The 24,521-nt window shown below is 61.3% G+C and carries 23 protein-coding genes, 1 tRNA gene and 1 pseudogene; 13 read left to right on the top strand and 12 right to left on the bottom strand.

What is annotated here, in order from left to right:
* Positions 1 to 39: 39 nt before the first annotated feature.
* The 3 genes from KHO33_RS37475 to KHO33_RS37485 all read left to right on the top strand — a co-directional run bounded on the left by KHO33_RS37475 (position 40) and on the right by KHO33_RS37485 (position 2,705).
* A complete protein-coding gene (locus KHO33_RS37475; RefSeq protein WP_054042139.1) occupies positions 40 to 372 on the top strand; it encodes a cupredoxin domain-containing protein in 333 nt (110 codons plus the stop codon).
* A gap of 84 nt (positions 373 to 456) precedes the next feature.
* A complete protein-coding gene (locus tag KHO33_RS37480; RefSeq protein WP_200567743.1) occupies positions 457 to 1,302 on the top strand; it encodes an FTR1 family iron permease in 846 nt (281 codons plus the stop codon).
* A complete protein-coding gene (locus tag KHO33_RS37485) occupies positions 1,299 to 2,705 on the top strand; it encodes a 4Fe-4S binding protein (protein WP_200567744.1) in 1,407 nt (468 codons plus the stop codon). Before KHO33_RS37480 ends, KHO33_RS37485 begins: the two co-directional genes overlap by 4 nt.
* Positions 2,706 to 3,007: 302 nt before the next feature.
* Here the strand turns inward: KHO33_RS37485 and hemP are convergent, their stop codons facing one another.
* The 4 genes from hemP to KHO33_RS37505 form a co-directional block, all read right to left on the bottom strand.
* Positions 3,008 to 3,268: a hemin uptake protein HemP gene (gene hemP / locus KHO33_RS37490; RefSeq protein ID WP_200567745.1), complete on the bottom strand. Its 261-nt coding sequence runs from the start codon at positions 3,266 to 3,268 to the stop codon at positions 3,008 to 3,010.
* Positions 3,269 to 3,397: 129 nt separating this feature from the next.
* A complete protein-coding gene (locus KHO33_RS37495; RefSeq protein WP_054042133.1) occupies positions 3,398 to 3,880 on the bottom strand; it encodes an SRPBCC family protein in 483 nt (160 codons plus the stop codon).
* Between the two features lie 125 nt (positions 3,881 to 4,005).
* The gene (locus KHO33_RS37500) at positions 4,006 to 4,404 is read right to left on the bottom strand and encodes an OsmC family protein (protein WP_054042165.1); all 399 of its coding nucleotides are present in this window, start codon (positions 4,402 to 4,404) and stop codon (positions 4,006 to 4,008) included.
* 193 nt (positions 4,405 to 4,597) lie between these two features.
* Positions 4,598 to 5,476 (bottom strand): pirin family protein, encoded by an 879-nt coding sequence (locus KHO33_RS37505; protein WP_200567746.1) that lies wholly within the window; start codon positions 5,474 to 5,476, stop codon positions 4,598 to 4,600.
* A 123-nt stretch (positions 5,477 to 5,599) separates the two neighbouring features.
* On the opposite strand from KHO33_RS37505, the gene KHO33_RS37510 reads away from it, so the two are divergent.
* Positions 5,600 to 6,586 carry a LysR family transcriptional regulator gene (locus tag KHO33_RS37510; protein ID WP_054042163.1) on the top strand — a complete coding sequence of 329 codons (987 nt, stop codon included), beginning with the start codon at positions 5,600 to 5,602 and terminating at the stop codon, positions 6,584 to 6,586.
* A 404-nt stretch (positions 6,587 to 6,990) separates the two neighbouring features.
* Here KHO33_RS37510 and KHO33_RS37515 read toward each other — a convergent pair whose 3' ends face one another.
* The 8 genes from KHO33_RS37515 to KHO33_RS37550 form a co-directional block, all read right to left on the bottom strand.
* Complete coding sequence (locus KHO33_RS37515) at positions 6,991 to 7,410, bottom strand: ExbD/TolR family protein (RefSeq protein WP_054042130.1); 420 nt, start codon at positions 7,408 to 7,410, stop codon at positions 6,991 to 6,993.
* A gap of 16 nt (positions 7,411 to 7,426) precedes the next feature.
* On the bottom strand, positions 7,427 to 8,155 hold the full coding sequence (locus KHO33_RS37520) for a MotA/TolQ/ExbB proton channel family protein (RefSeq protein WP_054042128.1): 729 nt from the start codon (positions 8,153 to 8,155) through the stop codon (positions 7,427 to 7,429).
* Between the two features lie 27 nt (positions 8,156 to 8,182).
* Positions 8,183 to 8,911, bottom strand: coding sequence for an energy transducer TonB (locus KHO33_RS37525; protein WP_200567747.1), 729 nt, complete (start codon positions 8,909 to 8,911; stop codon positions 8,183 to 8,185).
* A gap of 287 nt (positions 8,912 to 9,198) precedes the next feature.
* Positions 9,199 to 9,435 (bottom strand): (2Fe-2S)-binding protein, encoded by a 237-nt coding sequence (locus KHO33_RS37530; protein WP_054042125.1) that lies wholly within the window; start codon positions 9,433 to 9,435, stop codon positions 9,199 to 9,201.
* 216 nt (positions 9,436 to 9,651) lie between these two features.
* Positions 9,652 to 10,539, bottom strand: a complete 888-nt coding sequence (gene murI / locus KHO33_RS37535; protein ID WP_200567748.1) for a glutamate racemase — start codon at positions 10,537 to 10,539, stop codon at positions 9,652 to 9,654.
* Positions 10,540 to 10,640: 101 nt separating this feature from the next.
* Positions 10,641 to 11,120: a bacterioferritin gene (gene bfr, locus KHO33_RS37540; RefSeq protein WP_054042121.1), complete on the bottom strand. Its 480-nt coding sequence runs from the start codon at positions 11,118 to 11,120 to the stop codon at positions 10,641 to 10,643.
* Between the two features lie 200 nt (positions 11,121 to 11,320).
* On the bottom strand, positions 11,321 to 12,844 hold the full coding sequence (locus KHO33_RS37545) for a fumarate hydratase (protein WP_054042119.1): 1,524 nt from the start codon (positions 12,842 to 12,844) through the stop codon (positions 11,321 to 11,323).
* Between the two features lie 57 nt (positions 12,845 to 12,901).
* Entirely contained in the window at positions 12,902 to 13,510 is a 609-nt protein-coding gene (locus KHO33_RS37550) for a TIGR00645 family protein (protein WP_200567749.1), read from the bottom strand.
* Positions 13,511 to 14,324: 814 nt separating this feature from the next.
* Between KHO33_RS37550 and acs the strand changes: the two genes are divergently transcribed.
* The 9 genes and pseudogenes from acs (at position 14,325) to KHO33_RS37590 (ending at position 24,486) form a co-directional block, all read left to right on the top strand.
* A complete protein-coding gene (gene acs, locus KHO33_RS37555; protein WP_200567759.1) occupies positions 14,325 to 16,307 on the top strand; it encodes an acetate--CoA ligase in 1,983 nt (660 codons plus the stop codon).
* A 148-nt stretch (positions 16,308 to 16,455) separates the two neighbouring features.
* Positions 16,456 to 16,842, top strand: coding sequence for a DUF4212 domain-containing protein (locus tag KHO33_RS37560; RefSeq protein WP_200567750.1), 387 nt, complete (start codon positions 16,456 to 16,458; stop codon positions 16,840 to 16,842).
* 4 nt (positions 16,843 to 16,846) lie between these two features.
* On the top strand, positions 16,847 to 18,865 hold the full coding sequence (locus tag KHO33_RS37565) for a sodium:solute symporter family protein (RefSeq protein WP_200567751.1): 2,019 nt from the start codon (positions 16,847 to 16,849) through the stop codon (positions 18,863 to 18,865).
* A gap of 60 nt (positions 18,866 to 18,925) precedes the next feature.
* Positions 18,926 to 19,016 (top strand) — tRNA-Ser (locus KHO33_RS37570).
* Positions 19,017 to 19,401: 385 nt separating this feature from the next.
* Positions 19,402 to 20,238: a c-type cytochrome gene (locus KHO33_RS37575; RefSeq protein WP_200567752.1), complete on the top strand. Its 837-nt coding sequence runs from the start codon at positions 19,402 to 19,404 to the stop codon at positions 20,236 to 20,238.
* A gap of 13 nt (positions 20,239 to 20,251) precedes the next feature.
* Positions 20,252 to 20,519 (top strand): annotated as a pseudogene (locus KHO33_RS42410) (LysR substrate-binding domain-containing protein); the annotation flags it as partial.
* A 124-nt stretch (positions 20,520 to 20,643) separates the two neighbouring features.
* On the top strand, positions 20,644 to 21,906 hold the full coding sequence (locus KHO33_RS37580) for an MFS transporter (protein ID WP_200567753.1): 1,263 nt from the start codon (positions 20,644 to 20,646) through the stop codon (positions 21,904 to 21,906).
* A gap of 111 nt (positions 21,907 to 22,017) precedes the next feature.
* Complete coding sequence (locus tag KHO33_RS37585; RefSeq protein WP_054042113.1) at positions 22,018 to 22,974, top strand: LysR substrate-binding domain-containing protein; 957 nt, start codon at positions 22,018 to 22,020, stop codon at positions 22,972 to 22,974.
* A 204-nt stretch (positions 22,975 to 23,178) separates the two neighbouring features.
* Positions 23,179 to 24,486 carry an MFS transporter gene (locus KHO33_RS37590; protein ID WP_200567754.1) on the top strand — a complete coding sequence of 436 codons (1,308 nt, stop codon included), beginning with the start codon at positions 23,179 to 23,181 and terminating at the stop codon, positions 24,484 to 24,486.
* Positions 24,487 to 24,521: the final 35 nt, after the last annotated feature.

Raw genomic sequence — 24,521 nt, forward strand, 5'->3', positions numbered from 1 at the left:
CAGGCATGAACCCCGGCGCCGCGTTTTCCGGAAAGGCTAATGAGAATTAACCGAAAGATCGCGATCCTCGCCATGACCGTTTTGACGGTGGGGGCCGCGCATGCAGCGGATCTGCCGACCTTCAACCTGGAAATGAACGACGGCAAGCTCAATCCGGCGCGTATCGAAGTGCCGGCAGGGCAGCGCATCAAGATCGCGATACGCAACACCGGCAAGGGCGCGGCCGAATTCGAAAGCGTGCAATTGCGGAAAGAAAAAGTGTTGGCGCCGGGCGGCGATTCGTTCGTCGTCATCGCACCGCTTTCGCCGGGTGAGTACAAGTTCTTCGACGATTTCCATCAGCAGGCGCAGGGTGTGATCGTCGCGAAGTAATAGTCGTGGCTTGGGGTGCGAGCGCATGCCTTGAACAACCGGGTTACGCGTTCGCCAAAGCAGTAGGTAGAGGGGAGAGCTTGGATGGGTCAGATTCTGTTCATCGTGTGGCGGGAAAGCGTCGAGGCCTTGCTGGTCGTCGGCATCCTGTACGCGTGGTTGAAAAATGGCGACGACGATGCGCGCCGCGGTTTGCCGTACCTGTGGGGCGGCGTCGCGGCCGGTGTGATCGCGGCGGTCGCGCTCGGCGCGGCGCTGGTCGGTTTCACCGAAGTGCTCTCCGGTGACGCGCAGGACTATTTCCAGACCGCCATGGTGCTGGTCGCGTGTGTGCTGATCGTGCAGATGGTGCTGTGGATGAAGCAGCACGGCCGGTCGCTCAAGCGCGACATGGAACAGTCGCTGCAAAAGAGCAAGCGCGATTCGAACTGGTGGGGTGTTGCATTGCTCGTCGCGTTGGCCATCGCGCGCGAAGGCAGTGAAACGGTGATTTTCCTGTACGGTCTCGGCTTTGGCCAATCCGGTCACGTGGATGGCAGCCAGATGCTTGCTGTGATCATCGGCCTCGGTCTCGCGTTCCTGACCTTCTATGTGTTGCAACTGGGCGGCAAGTACTTCTCGTGGCGGCTTTTCTTCCGCGTTACTGAAGTCATGCTGCTGTTCCTCGGCGCGGGCCTGTTCCAGACCGGTGTCGACAAGCTGATCGACAAGGAAATCCTGCCGACGATCATCGATCAGATGTGGAACTCGTCAGCCATCCTCGACGATTCGAGTACCTTCGGTTCGCTGGTCGCGACGCTCACCGGCTATCGCGCCCACCCTGCGCTGATGAATCTGGTCGCCTACGCCGTGTACTGGTTGGTTGTCTATCTGCTGGTGCGTCGTGCGAATCGCAAGCCGGCGCAGCAGGCGGCGGGGCGCGCGGCATGAGCACCGTCATGACCCGTCCGGGCCGCCTTGCCGCGGCCGGGCAGTGGATGCAGCGTCACGGTGGTTTGATCCGCGGCATTCAATGGGTTGTGGTGGCGGTGTACGCGTTCCTGATTCTCGTGCCGGCGGTGACACCGCTGCCGGACGACACCGCGCATTTGTGGAACAACCTGACGCTTGCCGCGCAGTTCGTGTTCTGGGGCATCTGGTGGCCGTTCGTGCTGCTGTCGATGGTGATGCTCGGCCGTGTCTGGTGCGGCGTGCTGTGTCCGGAAGGTGCGCTCGCCGAATTCGCCAGCAAATATGGCCGCGGCTGGGCGATTCCGCGCTGGATGCGCTGGGGCGGCTGGCCGTTCGTCGCGTTCGGCATCACCACGATCTACGGGCAGATGGTCAGCGTCTACCAGTATCCGAAAGCGGTGCTGCTGGTACTTGGCGGCTCGACCTTCGCGGCGATGATCATCGGCCTGCTGTACGGACGCGAGAAGCGCGTCTGGTGCAAGTATCTGTGCCCCGTGAACGGGGTTTTTTCGCTACTGGCGCGTCTCGCGCCGTTCCACTACAAAGTCGATGAAGACGCGTGGCGCCACTCGTACAAGAACGGCGAACATGGGCATCGCGTGATTCCGATCAACTGCGCGCCGCTGGTGCCGCTGCGCAATATGAAGGGCGCTTCGGACTGCCATATGTGCGGCCGTTGCAGTGGACATCGCGACGCGATCGCGCTGACGTGGCGCGCGCCGTCGTCGGAAGTCGTGCAGCTCGGCGACAAACAGGCGAACCCGTGGGACACCGCGTTGATCCTGTACGGCCTGCTCGGCATCGCAATCGGCGCATTCCACTGGACGGCTTCGCGCTGGTTCGTGGACCTGAAGATGTTCTTCGCCACATGGCTCGTCGATCACGACATCACCTGGCCGCTCGACACCAACGCGCCGTGGTTCCTGTTCACGCATTACCCCGAGCAGAACGACGTGTTCTCTTGGCTCGACGGCACGATGGTGATCGGCTACATCCTCGCCACGGCGCTGGTGTACGGCACGGTGCTGCTCGTGCTGCTGATGGGCGCGTCGCGCATGCTGGGACGCTTCAGCTTCGTGCGTCTGCATCATTTGACGCAAGGCCTGATTCCGATTGCCGGCGCCGGCGTGTTTCTCGGCTTGTCGGCGACCACGCTGTCGCTGCTGCGTGCAGAGCATCTCTCATTGTGGTGGGCGTCGGATATGCGTATCGCGATTCTGGCGATTGCCAACCTGTGGAGCGCGTGGCTCGCCTGGCTCGTCACACGTCGCTATAGCGAGCGCTTCGTTCAACGCGGTCTCGCGATGGTGTGGTTCGCCGCGGCGCTGGCGGTGGTCGATAGCGCATGGTGGCTCATGTTCTGGGGCTGGGCTTCGAAGTAAGTCTTGAAGAAAGCTTCAATGCGCTGCAGGGACCGGATCGGCGCCCTGTAAAACGAAAGCCGTGGAGATGACTGCATCCCACGGCTTTTTTCATTTTCTGCATGAGCGACACACGTCGTTTCGTGTATTCGCATTGGGTGAGAACCAAAAAAGCGGCCTGGCTGGCTGCGACGACTGGCTTGGTGTCTGCACGAAGGGGTCTAGTTCTCACGTGCAAGCCGTCGTGGCTGGCTAATGCCTAACACCTCTCGAGGAGGTGGTCCCCACAATACCCGGTACGTACTGCTATTCGGTGTTACCTGTTACTTCGTCAGGATCAGCTTGCCTAAGCGCGTTGCACGCAGCTGGTAGGTCTCGCCGTTATGCAGGATGCTGACGTGGCTATGTCCTTGCAGCAGCGCATCGCTGCGCACCACTCGATCCGACTTCTCGCTCGTACCGCTCGCTTGATCCACTGCGGGCTTCGCGGCGCTTGCCGTCGCCGTCGATGCTTTCGGACGGCTGGTCAGCGCGGCCGCCGGGCGGCGCAGGCTGAGAGTGGAAGAGCGGTTCAGATCGGTCATTCGTTTTTGCTGTTGGTCGATTCGATGGATTAATTCTAAATGATAACTATTCCCATTTACAAGAAAGAGAAATTCATCGGATTCGACTTTCGATAGTCGAACGGTGCGGGCAGAGCGCCCGCACACGCATCAATGCAACGAACCGGGTTCCTGCTTGGCCTGCACGTACTGGCGGATCAGCCGCACGGTGTCAATGTCGTTCTCGCGATACGCCGACTTCACGATTTCCTGCGTTTGCACGGCGTCCTGGTCGTCGGACACGGGCAGGGTGGTCGTGTATTCGAAGCGCAGGAACAACTGCAGTTCGTCAGGCTGCTCGATCGTCATGGTCAGCGAGCCGCCGACATAGTCCGCCGTCGGCAGAATGTCGTAACGCACGCTCTGACGATCCTGCAGCGTGACACGGTCGCGCACCGTGGCCTGGCCGTAGTGCAGCTCCCGTTCGAGCGTGTCGCCTTCTCGCGAAAGGATGGTGCAGCTGTCGAGTCCGATCACGAACAGTTGCGGCTGTTCGGCACGCAGCACGAGACCCTCCCACAACTGCTCGCGGGTCATCGAGTCGACAAACGGATTCAACGGATCGTTGATCTGGATAAGGTGTTCGAAATTCAAAACGGCGGCTTCCTATGAAAGCGTTGCATAACGTTCAGCCCGGTTGAGCCAATCACGCCATTGTCGCGCTCTGCGAGCTATCGCGCCAATGTGCCGGCAACGAGGCCCGAATGGCCCGCGCGACTTCAGACGACAGCAAGACCCGAGCGAATCGTGATCGAATGCGTGAGGATCTTGTGAACCGGGCACGCGTTGGCAATTTGCAAGAGCCGTTCCCGCTGCTCGTCGGACAGATCGCCTTCCAGCATGATCTTGCGGTCGATGGTCGAGCCCGCGTCGCCGGTTTCGAGCGACAGCGCCACGCGCACGTCGGCGAGCGGCCAGCCCTTGCGCTGAGCGTACATCTTCAGCGTGATCGACGTACAGGCACCGAGGCTCGACAGCAACAGCGAGACGGGCGTCGGGCCGCGATCGCCGCCACCAAGCGACTCGGGTTCGTCGGCGAGCCACGTGTGCTTGCCGTCGTCGAAAAGGACCTGGAAATTCGTCGAACCGATGTGGGCGGTGACGGTGGACTCTGCCATGCGCGCTCCTGAACAGGGACGGAAATCGCCGCGCGCCACGATCCGTCACGCCTGGACGGTGTGGTGCGCGGCATGAATTGCTATTGTGAACGAATTCACCGGCCTTCGCGCCCATGCGCGGCGGCAGCGCGGGCGGCATGGTGAGCGCCGCGCCACCGCAATCGTGAGCGGCGGCGCGTGCCGGCGTGGCAGATCAATGGGTGATCGCGCCCATGCGCCCGGCCTGGTAATCGGTCACGGCCTGACGGATTTCGTCTTCCGTGTTCATCACGAACGGACCGTAGCGCACCACCGGTTCTTTCAGCGGCACGCCACCCAGCAACAGCACTTCGAGCGGCTCGGCGCCGGCCGTCAGCGTGATCGAGTCGCCGTCGTCTCCAAACACCACCATCTTCTGCGCGTCGATTTCCTGGCGTGCTTCCCCTTCGCCGTAGAAGCCTTTGCCGGACAGGCTGTAAGCAAACACGCGATAGTCGGCCGGCACCGGTTGCTGGATCGTCGCGCCCGGTTGCAGCGAGAAATGCTGATACAGGATCGGGGTGCGCGTTTCGATCGCTGCCTTCACGCCGAGCGCTTCGCCCGCGATCACCTTGACGCGCACCTTGCCGTCCGCGGACGTTGCAACCGGAATGCTGGCCGACGGTATCTCCTGATAGCGCGGCGCGATCATCTTGTCGCGGCGTGGCAGATTCACCCACAGTTGCACGCCATGCACGCGCCCACCGTCGCGCACGAACGACGGGTCCGGCATTTCACTGTGCACGACGCCTGCGCCCGCAGTCATCCATTGCACGTCGCCGGCGCGCAGCGTGCCCGAATGGCCCGCTGAATCCTTGTGGCCGAACTGACCCTCGAGCGCGTATGTGACCGTTTCAAAGCCGCGATGCGGATGATCCGGCGCGCCTTTGGCCTCGCCCGGCGCGTAGTCGATCGGCCCCATTTCGTCGAGCAGCAGGAACGGATCGAAATCCATCAGCAAACGGGTCGGAAACGGTCGGTGGACGATAAAGCCGCCGCCTTCGGTCGTGCGAACGGCGGGAAACGTGCGTTCGATCGTGCGTGTCGCGCTCATCAAAAGTCACCTTAAAAAATGGGGAATAGCGTTATTTTTGAAACATAGAGCTATTATAGGGACCGTTTTCCTAGGCGCCAGCCACCCTCACGCAATGGATTGTTCTATTACTGGAACGATGAGATGAAGATCGATTCACACAATCTGAATGACCTGATGTATTTTTCGCAGGTCGTCGAACATGGCGGTTTTTCCGCCGCAGAACGCGTGCTGGGCATTTCCAAGTCGCGCCTGTCGCGCCGGCTCACCGAGCTGGAGGCGTCGCTAGGCGTACGTTTGTTGCAGCGTTCCACCCGCAAGCTGGCGCTCACGGAAGCCGGCCAGCTCTTCTACCAGCACTGTCAGGCGATGCTGAGCGAGGCTCAGGCGGCGGTCAATGTAGTGCAGCAACTTCGCTCTTCGCCGCGTGGCACGGTGCGCGTGAGCGTGCCGGTGACGATTTCGCAGACCATCCTGTCGCAGATCCTGCCGGAATTCATGCATCGCTACCCGGAAGTACGGGTGGTGATGCGCGTGACGAACCGGGTGGTCGATCTGTTCGAGGATTCGATCGATATCGCGTTGCGTGTGCGCTCCGCGCCGCCGGAAAACGCCAACATCGTCGTGCGGCCGTTGTGGCGCACGCAGCAGATGCTGGTCGGCGCGCCGAGCCTGTTGCAGCAGAATGCGCCGCCGCTATTGCCTGCCGACCTGGGCCGTTTCGAAACGCTCGACGTGCCGACCGGCGATGGACGCCACGTCTACGATCTGATCGCCCCCGACGGCACGCGCCACTCACACGAACACGAGCCGCGCCTCGTCACCGCCGATCTGATGACGATTCGTGAAGCCGTGCTGTCCGGTGTGGGCATCGCGGCATTGCCGGAGATGATGTACGGCAGCGCGCTGCGCGCGGGGCAATTGTCGCCGGTGATGCCGGGCTGGACCCTTCCGACGCCGCAGTTGTACGCGGTATTCGTGTCGCGGCAGGGAATGGTGCCGGCCGTGCGCGCGTTCGTGGATTATCTGGTCGAAATGCTCGATCCGGACGAAGGTAAGCACATTACGGGCGAGTGTCCCACGCGCGCCGAGCAAGACGCTGCGCAGCCCGTTTTTGCGGTTGCGTCATAGCACCTATTACGCATGGCAACATCGCTTTTAGCATTTAAGCGCCGCCTGTCATGAGTACTTTCAATGGCAGTTTGCTTGAATGCGCGCGCTCGCAGGCCTATAGTGAAATCCCTTCGCTAAGGAGTCTCTTATGCGAAAACTCATGGCCTCTATGATAGTGGGCCTGATAGGGCTGACCGCGCTGTCCGTGTCGATCACGGCTGTCGCATGCGGTGACTCGAGCTATCAGTCATCTTCTGATGGTAAATGATCCCGCCGCCCGAAGGCGCCGAGTGCGCACAAAAAAAGGCCTTCATCTGACGATGAAGGCCTTTTACTTTTAGCCCTTGTTTCAAGGGCTTTTGTGTTTTTTCGGCAGGCGCTGCGTAACAAGGGCAGCATTGCTGCGTACAGATCACTCGCGCTTATTTGCCTTTGGGCTGCGTGACGAAGCCGATCTTCGTGAGACCGCCGGCTTGCGCCGCCGACATCACTTCCGCCACTTTCTCGTACGCGACCTTGCGGTCCGCATCCAGATGCAGCTCCGGCTGCGGATTCGCCTGCGCAGCCTCTGCAATCTTCGCGCGCAGCGCCGCGTCGTCGACCTTCTTGTCGTCCCACAAGACGTTGCCGTCAGCATCGACGGAGACCGTGACTTGCGCGGGCTTGGTGTCTTCCTTCTGACTGCTCGCGTGCGGCAGATCAATTTTGACCGCGTGACGAATCACCGGAATCGTCACCATGAAGACGATCAGGAGAACCAACATCACGTCGACGAGCGGCGTCATGTTGATTTCGTTCATCAGGCCGTCGTCATCGTCGCCGGCGAAGGGGCTCATTGCCATCGGTGTGCCTCGTCGATCAGTTGGCGCGCGCGAGGCGCAAACCGTCGCCGCGCTTGGATGACGACAGACGGGCGCCCGTCACGAAGAATGCATGCAGACCGTGTGCGAAGCGGCTCAGCTTGGCGACGATCGCCTTGTTGGCGCGCGTCAGTGCGTTGTAGCCGAGCACGGCCGGGATCGCGACGAACAGGCCAAACGCGGTCATGATCAGTGCCTCACCCACCGGGCCCGCGACCTGATCGATCGACGACTGGCCGCTCGCGCCGATCGCCAGCAGTGCGTGATAGATGCCCCACACCGTGCCGAACAGGCCGACGAACGGCGCCGTGCTGCCGATCGAGGCGAGAATCGCCAGACCGCTTTGCATGCGCGCGACGCTTTCGTCCATCGTGTCCTTCAGGCAGCGCGTCACCCAATCCGACACGTCCATGCGATCGTGCAGATGCGGTTGCGTCTGATGATGATGATCAGCGGCTTCCTGGCCGGACAACGCGAGTGCCAGGAACGGATTGTCCTGCGGCGTCGACGATTCGGCGCCGAGCTTTTTCACGCCGTCAGCGAGATCGTCCGAATGCCAGAACTGCTGCTCGGCATTCTTCGTGAGACGCTTCAGGCGCATCACATTCCAGCCTTTGATGACGATCACGCTCCACGACATCACCGACATGATCAACAGCGCGAGCGCGATACCGCGCGTCACGAAATCCCCTTGCGCCCACACGTGCGCCAATCCGTAGTTTTGCATTGCAATTCCTTGTTTTTAAAATCTGCCTCAATCGTTCAGATTGAAGTTATAAGGCTGGGTGGCCGTGGCCCGAATGGCCTGACCGTTCTCGAGATAGGGCTTGCACGAGCTCGCATGCGCGGCGGCGATGGCGGCGTCGTCCAGACGGCTGAAGCCGCTGCTCTTTTTGAGCGAGATGCTTTCAACCTTCCCCGTCGGTCCGATGACGAACGTCACATAGGCCGTACCGGCTTCGCCGCGGCGCTTCGACAGCGCGGGGTAGTCCGGCGTGATCATGCTGCATTCGATGTGCGAGACGTTCTTCGGCGCCGTGATGTCCATGGTCGGACGGCCGATCGCCGGCGCGGCCTGAGCGGCAGGCGCCGTCGGTGCGGCTGGCGCGGGCGTCGGTTCGGGCGCGGCGACAGGCGTCGGCGACGGAGCCGCGGCGACCGGCAACGGCGTGGGTGTCGGCGTAGGAGTCGGTTTGGGCTGGACCTTCGGCTTGGTGTGAACCGTCGGTGTCGGCTTGGGTGGCGGCGGGGCGATCGATTGCACCGCGACGGGTGCGGCGACCGGCGCCGGCGCCAGCAGCTGCGCGGTCATCACCTTCGCTTCGATCACGGGTTGCAGCGGTTCATGACGCAGCGTCAGGATCACCGCAAGCAAAGCGATGTGAATTGCCGCGACCGCGGCAGTCGCGGTCAGTGCACGGGAATTCATTCGGGGGGACGAAGCCGACGTGGCGCCGGCTGAAATGGTATGCGAGGCCTGCATGTTAGCGTGGCGGCGTGCCGTCGATGCGGCACGTCAGACAAGACATCGTCATGTTCGAAAGATCAGCAGCGAAATGAACAAAGTAGTCACGAAACCAATCAGCAATTCCATCTCGAACTCCTTTTAACGGGTGAGCGGGTAGCTGGCTGGTACGGATACTGGCTTGCTGACGGCAGTGGGATAACGCGTGAAGCAGCGCGTGAAACCGCGCCTGGAAACTGAGCATGAAGCAGTGAGGCAGTGAACACCCAAGGCGCGCCGCGTGGGCCGCGCCCTCAAGCCGCGATTCAGGCGGCCTTGCGTTCGTAGAACGTCAGCGGGATAGCCTGCGAGTGATGATCGAAGCCGCAGCGGCTCGCGCACACGCCGCTTTCCATCATGACGCCGCGCACGGAATCCGCGCACTTGCCACAGCAGGACGCGACGCCGAGTTCGAACTGGAGTTCGTCGAACGAGTCGACGCCATCCGCGATCGAGGCACGGATCTTTCGGTCAGAAACAGACTTGCAGACACAGACAATCATGGCAGGGCGTCATAGCTAACGTTAATGCGAACTATTATCATTTTGATTGGCCCGTTTGGCAAGCGTCCTGCATGATTTTTTGTAACAAAACCAGACTCTTAGAAGGGTTTCGCCTAAGGAGCGGGAGTCCGGGCAAGCGGCGGAGAAGGCGCGAAAACGCCTAAAAAGTGCGCAAAAAGGCCGCGCAGCGGCGCAAAAACGCGGCGACGAGAGGTTTTATGCGGCTTGGGAATCCGACGCTGCCGTGCGGCGCGACGGGATCACGACCTGGTCGACTGCTGCATCGATTTGCAGCAGGGTCGCGGCGAGCTGTTGCTGATGGGTGCCGTCGCTGGTCGAATAAAAGCGGGGCAGAACAGCGCCGGCGCTTTCCGGGGCGGCGCGCAGTCCGTGCTGGTCGAGTACCCGCTCCAGCTGGCGCGCAATGGCCACGCTCGTGTCGATCAGCATCAGCCGGTCGCCGACGATGTCGCGGATCGCCGCATCGAGAAACGGGTAGTGAGTGCAGCCGAGCACCAGAGTGTCGGCGCCGGCATCGAGCATGGGCTGCAGGTAGCTGCGCAGCAGCGCGCGCAGTTCGGCGGAACCGACGTCGCAGCGTTCCACTGCCTGCACGAGCCCGTGGCCCGGCTGGCAAAGAAAACGGCAATCGGCGGCGTAGCGCTCCAATAGCCCCTGAAAGCGGGCGCTGCGCAAGGTCACTTGGGTGGCGAGCACGCCGGCGACGCGTGTTTTCGACTGCAGCGCGGCCGGTTTGATGCCGGGCTCGACTCCCACCAGCGGAATCGCCAGTTTTTCGCGGACCAGCGCGATCGATTGCGCGGTCGCCGTGTTGCATGCGACCACCAGCGCCTTCGCGCCCTGGCTGGCGAGCCATTGTCCGATTGCGAGGGTACGGTCGGCGATGAAGTCGTCGTCGCGTTCGCCGTAGGGGGCGTAGAGCGAGTCGGCGACATAGATGAGCGCTTCGCCGGGCAGTTGCGCCCGGACCGCTCGTAGCACCGACAAACCGCCCAGACCCGAGTCGAATATGCCGACCGGCGCTCGCGAACCGCCACCTGAGGCGGCAATCCTGGCGCTTGAGGACGGCGATTCTGCGGTCATAGGCGATGTGGACACGCGCGGCACAGCGGTCACGGCAAACTCACGAAAACGGGGAAGTGCGCAAGTATACCGCTCGCGCGGGCCGTTCCAACGTGGTCCGATCAGGACTCGATCGAACCCATTGCGGTTTGCTGGTAGTTCTGGATGCCGACCTTGTCGATCAGGTCCAGTTGCGTTTCAAGCCAGTCAATGTGTTCTTCGGTGTCGTCGAGAATCTTCACGAAGATTTCGCGCGAGATGAAATCACGAACGGATTCGCAATACGCGATGGCTTCTTTGCAGGTGCTTTGCGAAATCTGTTCGAGCTTCAGATCGCACTCGAGGATTTCTTTGGTTTCTTCGCCGATCAGCAGCTTGTGCAGGTCTTGCAGGTTCGGCAGGCCGTCGAGCATGAAAATGCGTTCGATCAACCAGTCGGCGTGCTTCATTTCGCCGATCGATTCGTCGTATTCATGCTTGCCGAGCTTCTCGAGTCCCCAGTGCTTGTACATCCGCGCGTGCAGGAAGTACTGATTGATGGCGGTGAGCTCGTTCTTGAGCTGGGAGTTCAGATACTCGATAACTTTCTTGTCGCCTTGCATGGGGTTTCCTTATTAGAGACTTGAATTTCCCAGAACAATAAACGCCGAAGGACAAAAAGCCAAGGCAAAAACACAGTTTTTTGCCTTGATTTGCAAGGTTTTGTGCGTGATGCGTACCGTTCTCATTTCATCATAAAAAAAGCCGGGGTTCGAGGCCCCGGCTTCCATTTTTTCAGCTGTTACCGCCGATCAAACGCTGATCAGACCGTCGCGACCGGAATCTTGCCGATCTTGGCTTGCCATTCCTTCGGGCCGGTCTGGTGCACCGAGGTGCCGTTCGAATCGACAGCAACTGTTACCGGCATATCCTGCACGTCGAACTCGTAGATCGCTTCCATGCCGAGGTCTTCGAACGCGAGAACCTTCGCGCTGCGAATTGCTTTCGACACGAGGTAAGCGGCGCCGCCCACAGCCATCAGATACGCGGCCTTGTGCTTCTTGATCGCCTCGATCGCAACCGGGCCACGCTCGGCTTTGCCGATCATCGAAATAAGACCGGTTTGCGACAACATCGTCTCGGTGAACTTGTCCATCCGCGTGGCGGTGGTCGGGCCTGCCGGGCCGACTGCTTCGTCACGCACCGGATCGACCGGACCGACGTAATAGATCACGCGATTCGTGAAGTCGACCGGCAGCTTTTCGCCCTTCGCGAGCATGTCGGCGATACGCTTATGTGCCGCGTCGCGGCCCGTCAACATCTTGCCCGACAGCAGCAGCGTTTGGCCCGGCTTCCACGAAGCCACTTCTTCCGGCGTCAGCGTGTTCAGATCGACGCGCTGGCTCTTTTCCGTGTCCGGTTCCCACTGGACTTTCGGCCATGCGTCGAGCGACGGCGCTTCGAGCTTCGCCACGCCCGAACCATCCAGCGTGAAGTGCGCGTGACGGGTCGCTGCGCAGTTCGGGATGATCGCGATCGGCTTGCTCGCAGCGTGCGTCGGTGCTGCCATGATCTTTACGTCGAGAACCGTGGCCAGACCGCCGAGACCTTGTGCACCGATACCGAGCGCGTTGACCTTCTCGTGCAGTTCGACGCGCAGTTCTTCGATCCAGTCCTGCGGGCCGCGTGCGATCACGTCCTGAATGTCGATCGGATCCATCAGCGATTCCTTCGCCATCACCATTGCTTTCTCAGCGGTGCCGCCGATGCCGATGCCGAGCATGCCCGGCGGGCACCAGCCTGCACCCATGGTCGGCACGGTCTTCAGAATCCAGTCGACGATCGAATCCGACGGGTTCAGCATCGCGAACTTCGACTTGTTTTCCGAGCCGCCGCCCTTCGCTGCAACCTGCACGTCGACCTTGTCGCCCGGCACGATCTCGTAGTGGATCACGGCCGGCGTGTTGTCTTTCGTGTTCTTGCGCGCGCCTTCCGGCGGGCTCACGATCGATGCGCGCAGCACGTTGTCCGGGTTCAGATAACCGCGGCGCACGCCTTCGTTGATCATCTCGGTGACGCCCATCGTCGCACCGTCCCAACGCACGTCCATGCCGACCTTCACGAACACCGTGACGATGCCGGTGTCCTGGCAGATCGGGCGTTTGCCTTCGGCGCACATGCGGCTGTTGGTGAGAATCTGCGCGATCGCATCCTTCGCGGCGGGGCTCTCTTCGAGCTCGTAAGCGCGGCCCAAGGCCTGGATGTAATCGAGCGGGTGGTAATAGCTGATGTACTGAAGCGAATCAGCAATGCTCTGAATCAGATCTTCCTGTTTGATGACGGTCATGATGGCTAGCTCAGTGGGGACAATGGCGCTTGTTATCAGACTCGCAGGGCAGTGCGGTCAGTCGTGCGCCTTCAGGGGAGTGGAATCGTGTGAACTCACGACGTGCAGCGCCGTGTGTTCCTGAAAATGTTTCGGATGCGTATGCGTGGTCAGGCGGTCAACCAGCGCCATCACCACCGCCGAGAGGAGGAACGCGACGTGGATGATGACCTGCCACATGATGGTGTGCGTCGAATTCTGGTCGGGGCTGATGAAGGTCTTCAACAGATGGATCGACGAGATGCTGATCAGCGCCATCGACAATTTGACCTTCAGCACGCCGGCGTTCACGTGGTCGAGCCATTCCGGTTCGTCCGGATGACCCTCGACGCCGAGGCGCGACACGAAGGTTTCATACCCGCCGATGATCACCATGATCAGCAGGTTCGAGATCATCACCACGTCGATCAGGCCGAGCACCACCAGCATGATGTTGGTTTCGTCGAGCGTCATGGACGCGCTGACCAGATGCCAGACTTCTTTCAGGAACAGGACGACGTACACGCCTTGCGCGATGATCAGGCCGAGGTAGAGCGGCACTTGCAGCCAGCGGCTCATGAAGATGAGGGCGGGGAGCGGGCGCAGCGGGCGGCGCTGACGGGCTGAGTCGGGGCGCGGAGCGGACATAGGCAAGAATCAGATGAAACGCAGGTGACGGAACACGGACCAAATGCGCTGACCCGAAGCGCAAACAAACGCGCGGATCATGCACGCAAACGAGGCGCAGACGGCGCGGTACGCAGCCAGGGAAGGCCGGAAAAGCTCGCGTCAGGCGCGCTATTGTACAGCGTTGGTTAAATTTGCTGCGGCGCGGAGGGCAGTGTGGCGCTGACCAGGCCGCCGGCGGCATCGCTTGACCTTCAGGCTCGCCGGTCCGATCCCTGCCGTCACGCATCACGCAGGCGAGGTCATGAGACGCAGGGAGTAGCGATTCAAGCTGGAATCCGGACGGCTAGTTCAGTTAGCATTGTAAGAGGGCGTGTGAGCCAGCGTAAAGGCGAAGTGCCGGTGGGGCGCTGATGCGGCGCACGTGATGCTTCCCGTGTACCCGATTTCGGCATGGATCGCGTGTATCTGCATGTCGATCAGCACGCATGCACGAACCGTAACGCGTAGCATGCCGTGCGTGACTAGTCTGAACCGCGTAAGGGTTTTCGCCCGTCACGCGATGCGCCGCGCGTAAGTGGCCGGTAAGTTGCAAAGTTTATGTTTGAGCATGAGAGCGGAACGCCAGCCATTCATTTATGTTGCGGTGCGGCATAGATGAAAGTGAAAGGCGAACGGGCCGCGGCGCAGTGATCGACGATTGCTGCGCGAGGGTTGGAGACAGTGCGCGGCCTATTGATCACGAATGATCACGAATGGCGGCGGCATCATGACATGGCGAGCCACAGGCGCGCCGGCACAGGTTTTACGTTTCATCTTCACCAAGGGGTTGTCGATGTCTGCGATTGAATCGGTTCTTCAGGAACGCCGTGTTTTCCCGCCCTCCGCTGAAGCAGCGGCGGGCGCGTCGATCTCCGGTATGGATGCGTACCGGGCGCTTGCCGCCGAAGCGGAACGCGATTACGAGGGTTTCTGGGGGCGCCTCGCTCGCGAGACGCTCAGCTGGAACAAGCCTTTCAGCAAAGTGCTCGACGAATCGAAGGCGCCTTTCTACACATGGTTCGAAGACGGCCAGTTGAACGCGTCGTATAACAGCATCGACCGTCATGTCGAAGCTGGCAACGGCGAGCGCGTCGCGATCATCTTCGAAGCCGACGACGGCACCGTCACCAACGTCACCTATAACGATCTGCTGCAACGTGTGTCGCGCTTTGCGAACGCGCTGAAAAAACGCGGCGTGAAGAAGGGCGATCGCGTCGTGATCTATATGCCGATGTCGATCGAAGGCATCGTCGCGATGCAGGCGTGCGCGCGCATCGGCGCAACGCATTCGGTGGTGTTCGGCGGCTTTTCGTCGAAGTCGCTCAATGAGCGGCTGGTCGACGTGGGCGCTGTCGCGCTCGTCACGTCCGACGAACAGATGCGCGGCGGCAAAGCATTGCCGCTGAAGAACATCGCCGACGAAGCCATCGCCATGGGCGGCTGCGACGCAGTGAAGAGCGTGATCGTCTACAAGCGGACCGGCGGCAAGATCGCATGGGACGAAAGCCGCGATCTGTGGATGCACGAAGTCACGCAGGCTGAATCGGATCAATGCGCGCCCGAGTGGGTCGGCGCCGAGCATCCGCTTTTCATCCTGTACACGTCGGGTTCGACCGGCAAGCCGAAGGGCGTGCAGCACAGCACCGGTGGCTATCTGCTGTGGGCCGCGCAGACCATGAAGTGGACGTTCGACTGGAAGCCCGCGGATGTGTTCTGGTGTACCGCCGACATCGGCTGGATCACCGGCCATAGCTACATCACATATGGTCCGTTGACGCTTGGCGGCACCCAGGTCGTGTTCGAAGGCGTGCCGACCTATCCGAACGCCGGCCGCTTCTGGGACATGATCGCCAAGCACAAGGTCACGTTGTTCTATACCGCGCCGACCGCGATCCGCTCGCTGATCAAGGCCGCCGAAGCGGACGAGAAAGTGCATCCGAAGAGCTACGACCTGTCGACGCTGCGCATCATCGGCACGGTCGGCGAGCCGATCAATCCGGAAGCGTGGGTGTGGTACCACGAGAACGTCGGCGGCGGCCGCTGCCCGATCGTCGATACGTGGTGGCAAACCGAAACCGGCGGCCACATGATCACGCCGCTGCCGGGCGCCACACCGTTGGTGCCGGGTTCGTGCACGCTGCCGCTGCCGGGCATCATGGCGGCCGTAGTTGATGAAACCGGCCAGGACGTGCCGAACGGACAGGGCGGCATTCTGGTGGTGAAGCGTCCGTGGCCGTCGATGCTGCGCAACGTATGGGGCGATCCGGACCGCTACAAGAAGAGCTACTTCCCTGAAGAACTCGGCGGCACGCTGTATCTCGCCGGCGATGGCGCGGTGCGCGACAAGGAAACCGGCTACTTCACGATCATGGGCCGCATCGACGATGTGCTCAATGTGTCCGGCCACCGCCTCGGCACGATGGAGATCGAGTCGGCGCTGGTGTCGAACCCGATTGTGGCGGAAGCGGCTGTGGTAGGCCGTCCTGATGCGACCACCGGTGAAGCCGTGTGCGCATTCGTGGTGCTCAAGCGCGCGCGTCCTGAAGGCGAAGAAGCAGTGAAGCTCGCCAACGAACTGCGCAACTGGGTCGCCAAGGAGATCGGTCCGATCGCCAAGCCGAAGGACATCCGCTTCGGTGAGAACCTGCCGAAGACGCGTTCGGGCAAGATCATGCGCCGCCTGTTGCGCTCGCTCGCGAAGGGCGAGGAAATCACCCAGGACGTCTCGACGCTGGAGAACCCGGCGATTCTCGATCAGCTCGGCGAGTCGCTCTGAGCTTAGGTTTGCCTGGGTTTGCGGCAAGGGTGTGTCGAACGATATGCCCTTGGCTGGACCCAGGTATCGACCACTTAGGCCAGGCAGTTAAAGCCACCGCGCGGACAATCCCGATTGCCTGCCCGGTGGCTTTTTGATACATAGGCGCATGGCCGCGCCGCACCACACCTCTCACGCTACGCTCAATCCCGCGCCCGAACCCCCTCCGGTCTCGGCAGCGATGGCGCGCGCGCATCAGAAATACTGGCGCTTCAATCTAGCGTTGATCGCGACGTTGATGACGTTGGGCTTCGTGGTGTCGTTCGTTTTGCCGCTGGTGGCGCCGGCGTTGGATCAGGTGCGCTTCATCGGTTTCAGGTTGCCGTTCTACTTCGGTGCGCAAGGGGCGATTCTGATCTACGTGGCGTTGATCGTCGTTTATATCCTGCTGATGCAGCGCGCCGACCGCCGTCTGCAACGCGCTTTCGATGCGGATGCCAGTGCTGGTGCCAACGCTAGCGCCGATTCCACCGCGCCCACCGCGCGCGGAAGCTGAGCCGATGAAGCTCACGAACCGGCTGATCCGCTCATACGCGCTCTATACGCTCGGTTTCCTGCTTTTCATCTATGTGATGTGGCGCATCGAGCGGACCACCGGTCCCGGCGTATGGATCGGCTATGTGTTCCTGTTCGTACCGATCGCGGTGTATGCAGTCATCGGGTTGCTGTCGCGCACGTCTGACCTCGTCGAATACTACGTAGCCGGACGGCGCGTGCCGTCCGTCTTCAACGGCATGGCGACTGCGGCCGACTGGTTGTCCGCCGCATCGTTCATCGGCCTCGCCGGGTCGATCTATGCGACCGGATATGACGGTCTCGCGTATCTGATGGGTTGGACCGGCGGCTATTGCCTCGTCGCGTTCCTGCTCGCGCCCTACGTGCGCAAGCTCGCGCGCTACACGATTCCCGACTTTCTCGGCACGCGCTTTTCGAGCAACGCGGTGCGCGGACTCGCTGCGTTAGCGGCGATCCTCTGTTCGTTCGTTTATCTGGTCGCACAGATTCAGGGCGTGGGCTTGATTGCGACGCGCTTTATCGGCGTGGATTTCGCGGTCGGCATTTTCTGCGGGCTCGCGGGCATTCTCGTGTGCTCGTTTCTGGGCGGCATGCGTGCGGTGACGTGGACCCAGGTCGCGCAATACGTCATCCTGATCGCGGCGATTCTGATTCCCGTGTCGATGATCGCGCATAAGGATGGTCTCGGCTGGGTGCCGCAGTTCAACTATGGGCGTTTGATGGAGCGCGTCGAAGGACTGGAGAAGCAGGTGCGCGACGCGCCGCTCGAGCAGACCGTACGCGACGATTACCGGCGGCGCGCCGAGCTGATGCAGATGCGGCTCGACACGTTGCCGCAATCGTTCGTCGACGAGAAACTGCGCCTCACGCAAGAAGTCGCGGACTTGCGGCGCCACAATGGTCCGCTGCGCGAGATCAAGGAGCGCGAGCGGGCGCTCGAACAATTTCCGCGCGATGCCGCCGCCGCACAGATCGTCTGGACTCAACGTCGCGATGAGATGCTGATGCGCGCGGCCGCGCCGGTGCCGATGCACGAACCGTTTCCCGTCACGAGTGAAGAAGACAGGCGCACACACGAACGCAATTTTCTATCGCTGCTGCTGTGTCTCTCGCTTGGTACGGCGAGCCTGCCGCATATCCTGACTCGCTATAACACGACGACCTCGGTGGCGTCCGCACGACGCTCGGTCGGCTGGACGCTGTTCTTCGTCGCGCTGTTCTATCTGACGGTGCCCGTGCTGGCGGTGCTGATCAAGTACGAGATGCTGACCAACCTGGTGGGTCATCACTTTTCAGATTTGCCGCAGTGGCTCACGCAATGGCGCAGGGTCGAGCCGAGTCTGATCAGTCTTGCTGACACGAACGGCGACGGTATCGTGCGCTGGAGCGAGATCCAGATGCAGCCGGATATGGTGGTGCTCGCCGCGCCCGAGATAGCGGGGTTGCCGTATGTGATGTCCGGGCTGATCGCGGCCGGTGCGTTGGCCGCGGCGCTCTCGACGGCGGACGGTTTGCTGCTGACCATCGCCAACGCGTTATCGCACGACGTCTACTACCACATGGTTGATCCAACGGCATCGAGTCAGCGGCGCGTGACGATCTCGAAGATTTTGTTGCTGGGGGTGGCGTTGTTCGCTTCGTATGTGGCGTCGCTGAATACGGGGAATATTCTGTTTCTGGTGGGCGCAGCGTTTTCGTTGGCGGCTTCGAGTCTGTTTCCGGTGCTGGTGCTGGGGGTGTTCTGGAAGCGCACGACCCGGCTTGGGGCAGTGGCAGGCATGGTGGCGGGGCTGGTGGTGTGCATTTACTACATCGTGTCGACGTATCCGTTCTTCACGCAGATGACGGGTTTTGCTGGCGCACGATGGTTCGGGATCGAGCCGATCAGTTCGGGCGTGTTCGGTGTGCCGGCGGGATTTCTGGTGGCGATCGGGGTGAGCCTCGTGGACCGGAAACCGGATGCTTATACGAGGGCGCTGGTGGACTACATCCGGCATCCCTAGGCCGGTTTGCGCATGGGTCTGGCGCAGGGCCCGAAGTTTGCTATAATTCGGCTCCCCGCCGGAGAGATGGATGAGCGGTTTAAGTCGCACGCCTGGAAAGCGTGTATAGGTTAATAACCTATCCGGGGTTCGAATCCCCGTCTCTCCGCCACGAATTGAACGAGAAGCCGTTGAATCTAAAGAGATTCAACGGCTTTTTGTTTTTTGCCCCTCAAATCGACCATCAAGTGACTTTTACTACTCGTTGAGTGCGCAGCAGAAAGCTTCTTACGATCGCACGCGGGTATCGTTCAGATCGGCCGGTATGAAAAAAACGTTGGCCCCGCTGAAGCGCGGCGTTTTTCCGTGTGGCTGTTCCTGCAGACGTTTTCTTCACCGCTGCATTTGTGTCCGACGTATACCGTCCTGGCGAATATAATTCGCCAGGTACTTGAGCGGATACTGAGAGTTTTAAACCGAAGGGCGGCTTGCCTTTCCCGACGAATTTGGCGATTTTGCGTCCGACGCCGTCGGCAACAACAATGCACGGAGGACAAATGTCGAAGCGCGTGTTGTTTGCGGTTTTGCTCCTGACGCTCGGCGTGATCGGGCAGTGTGCGGCCGCGCAGTCCATGATCGAACTCAGGATAGGCGGCAAGACCCAGTCGTTTAGCCAAGGGGCATTGCTGGCGCGTCCGGATGTTGCTGAGATTCACGTTCCGGCAGATGTCGCCTACGGTACGTCGATGACCTATCGCGCAGTGCCACTGGCCGACCTGCTCGGCAGCGCGACGTTGCCCACGGACAGCGTGCTCGAGGCGCGTGCGACCGACGGCTTCGCCGCGCAACTGCCGATGGACCTCGTGCGTAATCGTGATCCTGCGAGAGCCGTCGCATGGCTCGCGGTCGAGGACCCGGCGCAGCCGTGGCCGAAGCTGCCGGGCAAGCCGGTCAGCGCCGGACCGTTCTACCTGGTCTGGGTCGGCGAGGAAGCGGCATCCGTGCGCAGCGAACAGTGGCCTTATCAGATCGCGCAACTTGCTACGCAACCCTCGCCATCCGCGCGTTGGCCGGTGCTCGGCATCGATCCGAAGCTGCCGGCAACCGATCCGGTTCGCGCGGGCCAAAGCCTGTTCATCACGCAGTGCCTTGCCTGTCATCGGCTCAACCACGCGGGCAGTGCGGACACCGGCCCTGACCTTAACGTGCCGATGAATCCAGTCGAATATTTCCAGCCCGCAGCATTGCGCCGCTACATTCGTAATCCGGCATCGGTTCGAGACTGGCCCGGCCGGACCATGCCCGCTTTCCCGCAGGACCAACTTAGCGATCGCGAGATCGATCTGATCATCGCTTATCTCGCGTACATGGCGCAGCGGAAGGTTGGACGGTAACTCACAGTGGTCGCACCGAGACAGTAGCGCTCATATTGACGTTGCTGGACCGATGACGCTGGGCAATACAAACCTGATGGTCGATGCCTCATTGACCGGGATCGGAATTGTCTGGGTCCCGGAATAGCACGTCCGCGATCATCTGGCTTCGGAACGGCTGGTCCGTTTGCTTTCGGAGTGGTGCCCATCCGTGCCTGGCCTGTGTCTTTACTATCCGGCCAATCGACATCCGCCCACTTTCGCAGGCAGTGCGGGAATGGGCCAACAGAGACTCAGCCTGAATGGTGTTAAAGGCCGGTTTATGGCAGAGCCCAAAAAGGCGCCGCGTAGGAGTAAAAATGAAATAAACAAAATTGCTCTAAACTACCTGCCGCCCCAGCCAGCCTAGTCGAGAGCAAGAAACCAATGCCCATACCCCCAGCCGACCCCGCCGGCGACCCTAACTTCAGTTTGCCAAAACACCCCGCATTCCAGCGTTTCTGGTGTACCCGTATCCTTTCATCGCTATCGTTCCAGATGCTCGCCGTGGCCATGGGCTGGCACATCTACGCACTCACGCATAGCGCCTTCGCACTGGGCCTCGTCGGCCTCGCCCAATTTCTGCCGATGTTCGTGCTGACGCTCGTGGTCGGCCACGTTGCCGACCGTTACGACCGTCGCCGGATCGCGGCCATCTGTCAAAGCCTCGAAAGCGTCGCTGCATTGTTGTTCGCCTTCGGCACCTTCGGCGGCTGGATCAGCGCGCCGGTCATCTATGTGCTGGCCGCATGCGTGGGCGCGGCCCGCGCCTTCGAATCGCCTGCGGTTGCATCGCTGTTGCCGGGTGTCGTGCCACGCGGACAATTGCCCAAAGCGACGGCATGGGCCACCTCCGCGAATCAAACCGCCCAGATCGCGGGTCCGGCGTTGGGCGGCCTGTTGTACGGTGTCGGTCCGGGCGTGGTCTACCTCGCGTGCACGCTGTCATTCGCGGCTGCCGCTGCCACTGTGTGGGCCATTCCGTTGCAAGCCAAGCTGGCGAGCCGCGCGCCGGTGACGCTCGAGTCGGTGTTCTCGGGTATCGCTTTCATCCGCAAGGAGCCCGTGATACTCGGTGCACTATCGCTCGATCTGTTCGCAGTGCTGTTCGGCGGCGCGACAGCGCTGCTGCCGGTTTTTGCGCGCGACATCCTACATACCGGGCCGCTCGGTCTCGGCCTGTTGCGCTCAGGCACCGCCATCGGCGCGCTCGCGGGCACCATCTGGCTCGCGCATTTCCCGTTACGCAACCGGCCCGGCGCTGCGATGTTCGGCGGCGTGATTGCGTTCGGCGCGGCCACCGTGGTGTTCGGTTTGTCGCATCAATTCTTGCTGTCGCTCTTCGCGCTCATGGTGCTGGGCGCATCGGACACTATCAGCGTGGTGGTGCGTCTGTCACTCGTGCAACTGCGCACGCCGGACGAAATGCTCGGTCGCGTCAGTGCGGTCAATTCGCTTTTCATCGGGACGTCGAATCAACTGGGTGAGTTCGAATCCGGTGTTACCGCAGGGTGGTGGGGCGCGCAACCGGCCGTACTGGTGGGCGGCATCGCAACGATTGCCGTCGCCCTGCTGTGGATGCGATTTTTTCCGGAACTCAAGCACACACGCTCGCTGGAACGGGAAGAGACGTTGGCGCCGAGTCATTGATCGCAGCGTTGAAGGCGCGAAATCGCGCAGTTACGCGCAACATCGTGCGCATGATTTGACGTGCGCTTCGACCCGCTATGATGGTGGCAACCTCACTCGGCCACCTTCATCATGCGGATCGCCCCTTTACCCCCGCTTCAATGCCTGATCGCGTTCGAGTCGGCCGTACGCCATGCCAGCTTCACTAAAGCGGCCGTAGAACTGCATCTGACGCAAAGCGCGGTCAGCCGCCAGATTGCGCAACTCGAAGACTTCCTCGGCCGCTCGCTCTTCGTGCGCGAGCATCGCGCGCTACGGTTGACGATCGCCGGCGAACGCTACGCCAAGCATGTGCAGTGGCTGCTTGCCAATTGCTCGGAAGCCACACTCGATGTGATGAAGCGATACGGCGATCTCGAGTTGACGATCGCGTGTTCGTCGGGCGTGGCGGTGTTGTGGCTTACGCCGCGCCTGGGTGCGTTTCGCGCCGCCCATCCGAACGTGAAGATCCGGATGATCGTGCGCGACGGGCTCGCATCGCTGTCGCCCGCGGAATTCGACGTAGGTCTGTATTACATTCGCCAGCACGCCGAGCCGCATTTCACCGCGCGCCGCATTTTTGACGAAGACGTGTACCCGGTATGTTCACCCGGATATCTCGCCGGCCGCGTGCTGGAGCCCGCCGATCTCGCGCATGAAACATTGCTGATGCAGGAAGACGGCCAGCGGCAATGGATGTCGTGGCCCGAATGGTTCCGGCTTAACAATGTGCAGATGCCTGGCTCGCCACAGTCGGTCATCATTAATCACTATCCGCAACTCGTGCAGATGGCGATTCTCGGCCAGGGTGTCGCGCTCGGCTGGCGTCACATGATTGATGCGTGTCTGAACGAGGGGCTGCTGGTGCGCGCCACGCGAGCATCGGCGAGCCACGGTGGCGGCTATTACGTCGTGTCGCCAAACGACCGCGCGGAGAACCAGGCGGCGCGCCTCTTTACGCGCTGGCTTTTCGAGCAGGCCGAGGCGCAGGCAAGCGGGCAAACGGGCGGCCAAACACTCGCTGAGACGAGCAACGCACCCGCAACTTGACTGCGTTTCGCATGCGCTACGCGCATGCGTGCATGCGAATCTTTCGTTTCGAAAACAAATCAGGTCTCTCTACGATCGGCTTTATGCATGCAGAGGCGCCGTTCGATTCCGACACGCCGCCTTGCTGGCAAACGCTCGCCGAACCCGTAGCCACGCAGCAGCCGCATCAATAGCGGCACAAGCAGCCTGATAAGGAAAGAGACCATGCAAGGAACGCTTTCATCCAACGTCGCGATATCCGTGGATTCGCTCGCGCAGCAGCGGCGCCGCGCGATTGTCGCCACTGTGCTCGGCAACGGGCTCGAGTGGTTCGACTTCACCGTCTATAGTTTTTTCGCGGTGATCATCGCCAAGCTGTTCTTTCCGACCGGCAATGAACTGACTTCGCTGCTGCTTGCCGTTGCGACGTTCGGTGTGGGCTTTTTCATGCGACCGGTAGGCGGCATCGTGCTCGGCGTGTACGCGGATAAAGTCGGACGAAAAGCGGCGCTCTCGCTGACCATTCTGCTGATGGCGGCCGGCACCGCACTCATCGGCCTCGCGCCGACCTATGACCAGATCGGTATGTGGGCGCCGGTGCTGATCGTGGTCGCCCGCTTGCTGCAAGGTTTTTCGGCCGGCGGCGAAATGGGTACCGCTACCGCGTTTCTTACCGAATATGCGCCGGCGGGCAAGCGCGCATTCTATTCGAGCTGGATTCAGTCGAGCATCGGCTTTGCCGTGCTGCTGGGCGCCGGGGTTGGCACTTTCGTAACGTCGAGTCTGAGCGCAGATGCGCTGCATTCGTGGGGCTGGAGAATGCCGTTCCTGATCGGCATTCTGATCGGGCCGGTCGGTTATTTCATTCGCAGCCGCATGGACGAAACACCGGCGTTCAGCGCGGTTACGGAAGAGGCCAAAAGCGATTCGCCGCTCGCGGAAGTGTTCCGTCGCTTTCCGCGCGAGACGTTCGCGAGTTTCTCGATGGTGATTCTGTGGACGGTGTGCACGTACGTGCTGCTGTTCTATATGCCGACATATTCGGTGCGCACGCTGCATCTGCCGCAATCGATGGGCTTTCGTGCCGGCATGTTCGGTGGCCTGATGATCATGTGTTTCTCGCCGGTGGTCGGCAAGCTCGCTGACCGCTTCGGCCGCCGCCGCTTCCTCTCCGGCGCCGCGGCATTGATCCTGGTGCTCGCATGGCCGATGTTCGCTTACATCAACAGCGCGCCTGGGCTGGTTTCGCTGATGGTGTTTCAGGGCGTGTTCGGCTTGCTGATCGCCGCCTACACGGGCCCGATTCTCGCGGCCTTCTCCGAGCTGTTTCCGACCAAGGTGTTATCGACGGGTCTTTCCGTTGCGTACAACTTCGCGGTGACGATTTTCGGCGGCTTCGCACCGTTCTTCATCACGTGGCTGATCGCGTCGACAGGCAGCAATATGGCGCCCGCGATCTACGTGATGATCGCCGCGACCATCAGCCTCGTCGGCACGTTCTATGTACGCGATCCGCGCCGTAGCCACGCCTGAGAGGCAGCGCGTCCGGCGAACAATGGCCGGACGGA

The sequence above is a fragment of the Paraburkholderia nemoris genome, assembly GCF_905221015.1.
GTDB classification, from domain to species: Bacteria; Pseudomonadota; Gammaproteobacteria; order Burkholderiales; family Burkholderiaceae; genus Paraburkholderia; species Paraburkholderia nemoris.